The following is a 7,835-nucleotide window of genomic DNA, read 5'->3' as shown; positions in this document are numbered from 1 at the left end:
GGCCGCCATTGCGCGTGCGAAAGCCAAAAAAGCAGCTCAAGTGCAACCTGCAACTGAGCCAGTTGCTGATATAGTAACTGACGCTGAAGTTGACCCACGCAAAGCCGCTGTTGCAGCTGCCATTGCGCGTGCGAAAGCCAAAAAAGCGGCGCAAGCGGAACAACTTGCACAAGAAGAGCTCACCCCAGCAGCTGAACAACCCATTGAAGAGGAAACCGATCCTCGGAAAATTGCCGTTGCCGCAGCAATAGCGCGGGTAAAAGCCAAACAAGCACAAAAACAACATGAACAAACGACTACAGAGTAAGTGATAACGAGATGAAATTTAGGCCAATTGATGCGAAAAATCGCCGTTTAAAAATTGCTAGCGCGCCATTTACTCATAACAAACAAAGCACCAGTTTAGTCATGCTTTGGGTACTTTTAGCAGCAATACCCGGTATTGCTGCTCAAGTTTATTTCTTTGGCGTTGGCACCTTATACCAAATTATTTTAGCGATGCTAACAGCCGTTATCACAGAAGCGGTTTCTATTCGTTTACGCCGGCAACCTGTAGTTCCTGTGCTAAAAGATAATTCAGCCATTGTGACCGCACTATTATTAGCTATCAGCCTACCTCCGCTCTCACCTTGGTGGATGATCGTATTAGGGACATTTTTTGCTATTACCATTGCTAAGCAATGTTATGGTGGATTAGGGCAAAACCCTTTTAACCCCGCGATGGTGGGTTATGTTGTTTTGCTAATATCATTCCCAGTTCATATGACAAACTGGCTACCCCCGCATGAATTACAGAGTATGTCGATTTCAGCACTTGATAGCCTATCAATCATACTCAGTGGCCATACGCCAACAGGGATCACCCTCGAACAGCTACGAACGGGAATTGATGGCATGAGCCAAGCGACCCCGCTTGACAGTTTTAAAACAGGGCTACTGACTCACTCTATTTCTGAGGTTTTACAGCAACCTATTTTACAAGGTTCCTTAGCGGGTATTGGTTGGCAATGGGTGAATATTGGCTATTTAATCGGCGGTTTATTATTATTACAGCGCCGAATTATTAGTTGGCATATTCCTGTATCATTCTTAGGTACATTAGCGGTCTTAACTATTGTTAGCTACTTAGTTGATGATAGCCAACATGCATCACCATGGGTTCATCTGTTGTCTGGCGCCACTATGCTAGGGGCGTTTTTTATTGCTACTGATCCTGTCACTGCATCGACGACGCCTAAGGGGCGGATTATTTTTGGTGTGATTATCGGTTTCCTTGTTTGGGTGATCCGTGTATACGGTGGTTACCCTGACGCTGTCGCCTTTGCCGTGTTACTCGCCAATATTACCGTCCCATTAATTGATTACTATACGCAGCCTCGTGCGTACGGTCATGGACATGAGTAAGGATAACCGTATGTTGAACACGATGAGACGCCATGGGGTAACGTTAGCCATCTTTGCAGCAGTAACCACTGCGCTTAGTGCTGCTGTATACACGTTAACGAAAGGGACTATTGCTGAGCAAGCAGCTATTGTTCAGAAAAAACTACTCGACCAAGTAATACCAAGTGATTTATACGATAACGACCTCGCAAAAGAGTGTTATTTGGTCACTAATGAGGCCATACTGGGTAATAAACAACCTAGACGTTTGTATCTCGCCCGTAAAAATGGCGAACCTGTTGCTGCCGCATTAGAAACAACAGCACTAGACGGCTACTCTGGGGCTATACATCTATTAGTTGGAACCGATTTTCACGGTACCGTACTAGGTACTCGCGTAACAGAGCATCATGAAACCCCTGGGCTTGGTGACAAGATTGAGACTCGAATCTCTGATTGGATCACCTATTTTAGTGGTAAAAAAATAACCTCTGACAATGACCCTAAATGGGCCGTTAAAAAAGATGGAGGTGAATTTGATCAGTTTACTGGCGCAACAATTACACCCAGAGCAGTCGTCAACGCGACTAAGCGTACCGCTGTATTTATGCAACAAATTCCACAACAATTATCGAATTATCCACGCTGTGGGGACGAATAATGAGCGATTCATCTAAAGACTTATTAATGCAAGGTTTGTGGAAAAACAACTCTGCATTAGTCCAATTATTAGGGCTTTGCCCTCTTCTTGCTGTTTCATCGACAGCAACAAACGCATTAGGGCTAGGCTTAGCGACAACATTAGTCTTAGTTTGTACTAATGTTACCGTTTCTGCTTTACGCAGGTGGGTTCCTTCGGAAATTCGAATCCCTATTTATGTGATGATTATTGCGTCTGTTGTCAGCGCAGTACAAATGTTAATCAATGCATATGCTTTTGGTTTATATGAATCTCTTGGGATCTTTATTCCGCTAATCGTCACCAACTGTATTGTTATTGGACGCGCAGAAGCCTACGCTTCTCGTAATCCTGTTGGGCTATCAGCCCTTGATGGGTTTGCCATGGGCTTAGGTGCAACGGCGACCTTGCTTGTTTTAGGTTCAATTCGTGAGATTTTAGGAAATGGGACCTTATTTGATGGTGCTGACTTACTTCTAGGGTCTTGGGCCACCTCTCTTCGTATTGAAGTGTTACACCTTGATTCGCCATTTTTACTCGCTATGCTACCACCTGGTGCCTTTATTGGCCTCGCGCTACTCTTAGCAGCGAAGTATTTAATTGATGAAAAAATGAAAAAAAGAGCCGCACGACAATCCGGTATCCAACCCGAACGTGAATATGAAAAACAGCAAGGTTGCGGCAGCCATATTTCTTAACAGTGATATTTTGTGAGCAATGAATAAATCAAAACGCATTGAAATTCTAACTCGTCTACGGGATAACAACCCACACCCTACAACTGAGTTAGAGTTTAACTCCCCCTTTGAGCTGTTAATCGCCGTTTTATTATCAGCTCAAGCCACTGATGTGAGCGTCAATAAAGCGACAGCAAAGCTCTACCCAGTTGCTAATACGCCTGAAACTATTATGGCGCTCGGTGTAGATGGGATAAAAGAGTACATTAAAACCATTGGCTTATTTAATACCAAGGCTGAAAGTGTCTATAAAACCTGCCAAATTTTGATTGAAAAACACAACAGCCAAGTTCCTGAAAACCGAGAGGCCTTAGAGGCTTTACCGGGTGTCGGTCGCAAGACGGCAAATGTGGTTCTTAATACCGCATTTGGCTGGCCGACTATCGCGGTTGACACGCATATTTTCCGTGTCTGTAACCGCACTAACTTTGCCCCTGGTAAGAATGTCGTTGAAGTTGAAGAAAAACTCCTTAAAGTTGTACCAGCAGAGTTTAAAGTCGATTGTCACCATTGGTTTATTTTGCATGGACGTTATACTTGTATTGCCCGCAAACCTCGCTGTGGCTCTTGTATTATCGAAGATTTATGCGAATTTAAAGAAAAAATTTATCCAGAAGATTAACCACGGTACTATTTTTATAGGTTACAGATAATCGATATTTTTAATAAAGAATCTAGTCTGTAACGCATTTTTTCCTTGCTCTAAGACTTTGTCTTACGTAACAATAGAGCCAAACCCAACATCAATAAAACGGTAAGTATGTTCCAAGACAACCCACTGCTCGCGCAACTAAAACAAACATTACATGCCCAGACTCCACGCGTCGAAGGGCTGGTGAAAAGCACTGAAAAAGGCTTTGGCTTTCTCGAAGTTGATGGCCAAAAAAGTTATTTTATTCCACCGCCTCAAATGAAAAAAGTCATGCACGGTGACCGTGTTGTCGCTGCTGTTCATACAGATAAAGACCGTGAATTCGCAGAGCCAGAAGAACTGGTAGAACCTTTCTTAGACAGGTTTGTTGGGAAAATACAAAAAAAAGAAAATGATAACCGCTTATTTGTGATCCCTGACCATCCCTTACTTAAGGACATGATTTCTTGCCGCCCAGTCAATGGCATTACTCATGAATTTAAGCAAGATGATTGGGTGGTTGCACAAATGCGTCGCCACCCATTAAAAGGTGATAAAACTTTCTACGCTGAAATTACTGAGTTTATCACCGATGGTGACGACCATTTTGCCCCATGGTGGGTAACGTTACGCCGTCACCAATTAGACCGTGATGAGCCTCAAATGGTTGATAGCGAACGAGATGACCAAGGCATTGAACGCGTTGATTTAACTCACTTACACTTTACGACGATTGACAGCGCTAGCACTGAAGATATGGATGACGCACTCTATGTCGAAAGAATCGATAACGGTGACTTAAAACTGTATATCGCTATTGCTGACCCAACAAGCTATATCCCAGAAGGAAGCGAGCTAGATAAACTGGCTTTAGCACGTGGATATACCAACTATTTGCCTGGTTTTAATATTCCAATGTTACCGCGCAAATTGTCAGATGACCTATGCTCTTTGCGCCCAAATGAACGTCGCCCTGCTTTAGTCTGCATTGCACTCATCAAAGAAGATGGACGCATTGATGATAACATTGAATTTTTCAGTGCTTGGGTTGAATCAAAAACTAAATTAGTTTATGACGAAGTCTCTGATTGGCTTGAAAATACAGGTAGTTGGCAGCCAGAAAATGATATTGATAAGCAACAAATTATACTGCTTAAAGAAATGGCTGACAGGCGTTTGCAATGGCGTGAAAACAATGCACTCGTGTTCAAAGATCGCCCTGATTACCGCTTTGTATTAGATGATAGCGGAAATGTGGTTGATATCGTGACCGAACGTCGCCGCAGTTCTAATCGCATTGTTGAAGAAGCGATGATTACTTCTAACCTCTGTGCTGCAGCGGTACTAAAAGAAAAGCTAGGGTTTGGCGTATTTAATGTACATATGGGGTTTGAACCTCTGCAAATTGACCAAGTTGTTCAAACACTAAAAGACAATGGCATTGAAACAACGGCAGAATCGCTATTAACACTAGAAGGCTTCCGTCAACTACGTCGCCAATTAGATGCTCAGCCAACTCAATTCCTTGATAGCCGTATTCGTCGCTACCAAACGTTTGCAGAAGTCAAAGCTGATCCTGGCCCGCATTTTGGTTTAGGGTTTGATGCTTATGCGACATGGACTTCACCAATCCGTAAATACACAGATATCGTCAATCACCGTTTAATCAAGTCGATTATTGCGGGTAAACCTTCCGCGGATAAACCCTCCGAAGAGTTATCAATCAAATTAGCAGAACGCCGCCGTGCAAACCGTATGGCTGAACGCGATGTTGGTGATTGGCTCTACTCTCGTTACTTAAAACCTTTTGAAGGTACGGATACAAAATTCCCAGCTGAAATTATTGATATCACCCGTGGTGGAGTACGAGTCCGTTTAGTCGACAATGGAGCTGTCGCATTTGTTCCCGCCCCCTTCATTCATAGCGTTCGTGATGAAATCCAATGTAGCCAAGAAACAGGTAATGTTCTTGTGAAAGGTGAAATCGCTTATCAGCTTAATGATATTATCAATGTCACCATTAATGAAGTTCGCATGGAAACACGTAATATCGTCGCTAGACCTGCCGAATAATAACTTTTGTGCTACTCTTAAAAGACCATAGTTTTTGATACCTATGGTCTTTTATTCCTCTGTCTGTTATTTTTCAACCTCAAATTCGGTTAAGCGTTAAACTGCAGGTGTTTTCCCATATTTTTTCCTGATTATTCTTATTCGTAAATTTACCTATCGTGATATTTTATTAACTGTTAAATCTGCACTAAGGGTCAATAAAATGAACACAGTAAACAAACGTATTTTATCATTTGTGGTGGTAGCCACTGTCGCTATCAGTGTCAGTGCCTGTTCAAATATGTCTAAACGCGATAAAAACACAGCGATTGGTGCCGGTGTAGGTGCTGTTGGTGGCGCGGTACTGACTGGCGGGAGCTCTATAGGTACCGTTGGCGGTGCTGCTATTGGTGGAATAATTGGCCACCAAGTAGGCAAATAAATCTCATCATCTCCTATAGCCGCTCCCCTTAATCTAGAATAGCGTTCCTCATGAACGCTATTCTATTTTTCATATCCGATAATCGATTAAACTATTGACGCCAAAAAGTGTACAAAGTACACTTATGTTTAATACAAAGGGAGGGAACCCTGTGAGTCACGCAATTGAATTTATTGAAACCAGCTTTTTTACCAAACAAATCCAATCTATCGCCACACAAGAAGAACTTAGGATATTACAAAATGAACTTATCGCATGGCCAGATAAAGGCGATATCATCCAAGGAACAGGTGGGCTACGTAAAATTAGGATGGCAACAGGTAATAAAGGGAAAAGTGCAAGTGTACGCGTTATTTACTTCCTAGCTACAGCAGAAATTATTTATTTTATAATGGCTTACCCAAAAAATGTCAAAGACACGCTAAGTGACTTAGAAAAAGCAGAATTAAAGAAACTAACGAAATTACTAAAAAATGAGGTGTAAAATGAGTATATTCAACGAATTAAAAGCCTCTTTAGAAGAAGCTGTTGAAATAAAACATGGTCATCAAAAAGCCGCTAATGTTACTCGTTACGAAATTACTGATGTCAAAGCTATTCGAGAACAACTGAATGTCTCACAAAGCGAATTAGCCCATGCACTAGGCACTAGCATCGATACCATTAAAAGTTGGGAGCTTAAACGACGAAACCCAACAGGATTAGCGGCTAAAATACTCATCGCCATTAAGCGTAATCCGGCTTTGTTTGCTGAATTAGCAGAAATTTAATCATTTCAATCTTTATCAAATGAGTGGCTCTCTAATAGCCACTCATGATAAAAAACTCTCAAGTCAATCAGCCACCAGCTAGCTTAACTTGAAAACCTTTCGCCTCAAGGTACTGTTTGATAACATCACGTTTATCACCTTGAATTTCAACATTACCGTCTTTGACTGCACCGCCACAACCACATTTCTTTTTAAGATCAGCCGCTAATTTAGACAATTCGCTGTCTTCAAGGTCAAGACCAGTTACAACACAAACCCCTTTTCCTTTACGGCCTGAAGTCTCACGGCGAATTCGCACAATACCATCGCCTTTAGGTCTTTCAACTTTGGGCTTATCTTCAGCAATACGCCCTGTCTCAGTACTGTAAACAAGACGACTATTTGAATCACTCATAGCAAACCTTCAATAGATTGATTGATTTGTTGTAATGTGACTGTTGGGTTTTCACTGCGTGTAATTGGACGACCAATCACCATATAATCGACACCCGCTTTTACTGCATCTTGTGGTGTCATGATACGTCGTTGGTCACCAACATCACTCCCCGTAGGGCGAATGCCTGGGGTAACTAATTTGAAATCAGCACCACATAGCTGCTTTAAGCGTTGTGCTTCATGGGCTGAGCAAACAACACCGTCTAACCCACATTGCTTAGTTAATAAGGCTAAACGCTCGGCATGATCTGCCGGTGAAGCATTAATCCCAATACCGATAAGATCAGACTCATCCATACTCGTTAATACGGTTACTGCGGTAAGTAATGGTGCATCTTTGCCATAATGTTCAAGTGATTGACGTGCAGCTTCCATCATACGAGCACCTCCACCAGCGTGAACATTAACCATCCAAACCCCCATTTCAGCCGCAGCTGCAACCGCACGGGCGACAGTATTAGGAATATCATGGAATTTCAAATCTAAGAAAATATCGAAACCACGCTCATGGAGTGACTTAACAAATTGAGGACCATTAAAAGTAAACATTTCTTTGCCTACTTTTAAGCGACAATCACGTGGGTCAATGCGATCCACAAAAGCCAAAGCCTCATTAGCATCTTCATAATCAAGTGCCACAATAATTGGCGAATGTGTGTGGTTCTCAGTTGAGGAAATCATTTCTTAGCCTTTAAAGAGTCGTTAT

The 7,835-nt window shown here is 42.3% G+C and carries 10 protein-coding genes and 1 pseudogene; 9 read left to right on the top strand and 2 right to left on the bottom strand.

Going from position 1 to position 7,835, the window contains the following annotated elements:
* The 9 genes and pseudogenes from PR800_RS18770 to nadS form a co-directional block, all read left to right on the top strand.
* Window positions 1–307: pseudogene (locus tag PR800_RS18770) on the top strand (electron transport complex subunit RsxC); the annotation flags it as partial.
* A gap of 11 nt (window positions 308–318) precedes the next feature.
* Window positions 319–1,404, top strand: coding sequence for an electron transport complex subunit RsxD (gene rsxD, locus PR800_RS18765; RefSeq protein ID WP_272531241.1), 1,086 nt, complete (start codon window positions 319–321; stop codon window positions 1,402–1,404).
* Window positions 1,405–1,414: 10 nt separating this feature from the next.
* Window positions 1,415–2,044, top strand: coding sequence for an electron transport complex subunit RsxG (gene rsxG, locus PR800_RS18760; RefSeq protein WP_272531242.1), 630 nt, complete (start codon window positions 1,415–1,417; stop codon window positions 2,042–2,044).
* Window positions 2,044–2,760 (top strand): electron transport complex subunit E, encoded by a 717-nt coding sequence (locus tag PR800_RS18755; RefSeq protein WP_102138605.1) that lies wholly within the window; start codon window positions 2,044–2,046, stop codon window positions 2,758–2,760. The genes rsxG and PR800_RS18755 overlap by 1 nt, the downstream gene beginning before the upstream one ends.
* 19 nt (window positions 2,761–2,779) lie before the next feature.
* Complete coding sequence (gene nth, locus PR800_RS18750) at window positions 2,780–3,421, top strand: endonuclease III (protein ID WP_102138606.1); 642 nt, start codon at window positions 2,780–2,782, stop codon at window positions 3,419–3,421.
* Window positions 3,422–3,559: 138 nt separating this feature from the next.
* Window positions 3,560–5,503, top strand: a complete 1,944-nt coding sequence (locus PR800_RS18745) for an exoribonuclease II (RefSeq protein WP_272531240.1) — start codon at window positions 3,560–3,562, stop codon at window positions 5,501–5,503.
* Window positions 5,504–5,705: 202 nt separating this feature from the next.
* The gene (gene osmB, locus PR800_RS18740; protein ID WP_102138608.1) at window positions 5,706–5,924 is read left to right on the top strand and encodes an osmotically-inducible lipoprotein OsmB; all 219 of its coding nucleotides are present in this window, start codon (window positions 5,706–5,708) and stop codon (window positions 5,922–5,924) included.
* Window positions 5,925–6,075: 151 nt separating this feature from the next.
* Entirely contained in the window at window positions 6,076–6,408 is a 333-nt protein-coding gene (locus PR800_RS18735) for a type II toxin-antitoxin system RelE/ParE family toxin (protein WP_102138728.1), read from the top strand.
* A gap of 1 nt (window position 6,409) precedes the next feature.
* Window positions 6,410–6,694, top strand: coding sequence for a NadS family protein (nadS, locus tag PR800_RS18730; RefSeq protein ID WP_166264948.1), 285 nt, complete (start codon window positions 6,410–6,412; stop codon window positions 6,692–6,694).
* Window positions 6,695–6,761: 67 nt separating this feature from the next.
* Here the strand turns inward: nadS and yciH are convergent, their stop codons facing one another.
* Both yciH and pyrF read right to left on the bottom strand, forming a co-directional pair.
* Entirely contained in the window at window positions 6,762–7,088 is a 327-nt protein-coding gene (yciH, locus tag PR800_RS18725) for a stress response translation initiation inhibitor YciH (RefSeq protein WP_102138610.1), read from the bottom strand.
* Window positions 7,085–7,810 carry an orotidine-5'-phosphate decarboxylase gene (gene pyrF, locus PR800_RS18720; RefSeq protein ID WP_102138611.1) on the bottom strand — a complete coding sequence of 242 codons (726 nt, stop codon included), beginning with the start codon at window positions 7,808–7,810 and terminating at the stop codon, window positions 7,085–7,087. Before pyrF ends, yciH begins: the two co-directional genes overlap by 4 nt.
* Window positions 7,811–7,835 lie beyond the last annotated feature (25 nt).

Source organism: Providencia sp. PROV205 (assembly GCF_028479505.1).
Classification (GTDB): domain Bacteria; phylum Pseudomonadota; class Gammaproteobacteria; order Enterobacterales; family Enterobacteriaceae; genus Providencia; species Providencia huaxiensis.
Note: the sequence above shows the minus strand (reverse complement) of the source record. Positions and strands in the feature narration are given on the sequence as shown.

Bases quoted from the DNA above. Each gene is read 5' to 3' on its own strand.
- rsxD (WP_272531241.1), top strand. From the start codon at position 319: ATGAAATTTAGGCCAATTGATGCGAAAAATCGCCGTTTAAAAATTGCT.
- rsxG (WP_272531242.1), top strand. From the start codon at position 1,415: ATGTTGAACACGATGAGACGCCATGGGGTAACGTTAGCCATCTTTGCA.
- PR800_RS18755 (WP_102138605.1), top strand. From the start codon at position 2,044: ATGAGCGATTCATCTAAAGACTTATTAATGCAAGGTTTGTGGAAAAAC.
- nth (WP_102138606.1), top strand. From the start codon at position 2,780: ATGAATAAATCAAAACGCATTGAAATTCTAACTCGTCTACGGGATAAC.
- PR800_RS18745 (WP_272531240.1), top strand. From the start codon at position 3,560: ATGTTCCAAGACAACCCACTGCTCGCGCAACTAAAACAAACATTACAT.
- osmB (WP_102138608.1), top strand. From the start codon at position 5,706: ATGAACACAGTAAACAAACGTATTTTATCATTTGTGGTGGTAGCCACT.
- nadS (WP_166264948.1), top strand. From the start codon at position 6,410: ATGAGTATATTCAACGAATTAAAAGCCTCTTTAGAAGAAGCTGTTGAA.
- yciH (WP_102138610.1), bottom strand. From the start codon at position 7,088: ATGAGTGATTCAAATAGTCGTCTTGTTTACAGTACTGAGACAGGGCGT.
- pyrF (WP_102138611.1), bottom strand. From the start codon at position 7,810: ATGATTTCCTCAACTGAGAACCACACACATTCGCCAATTATTGTGGCA.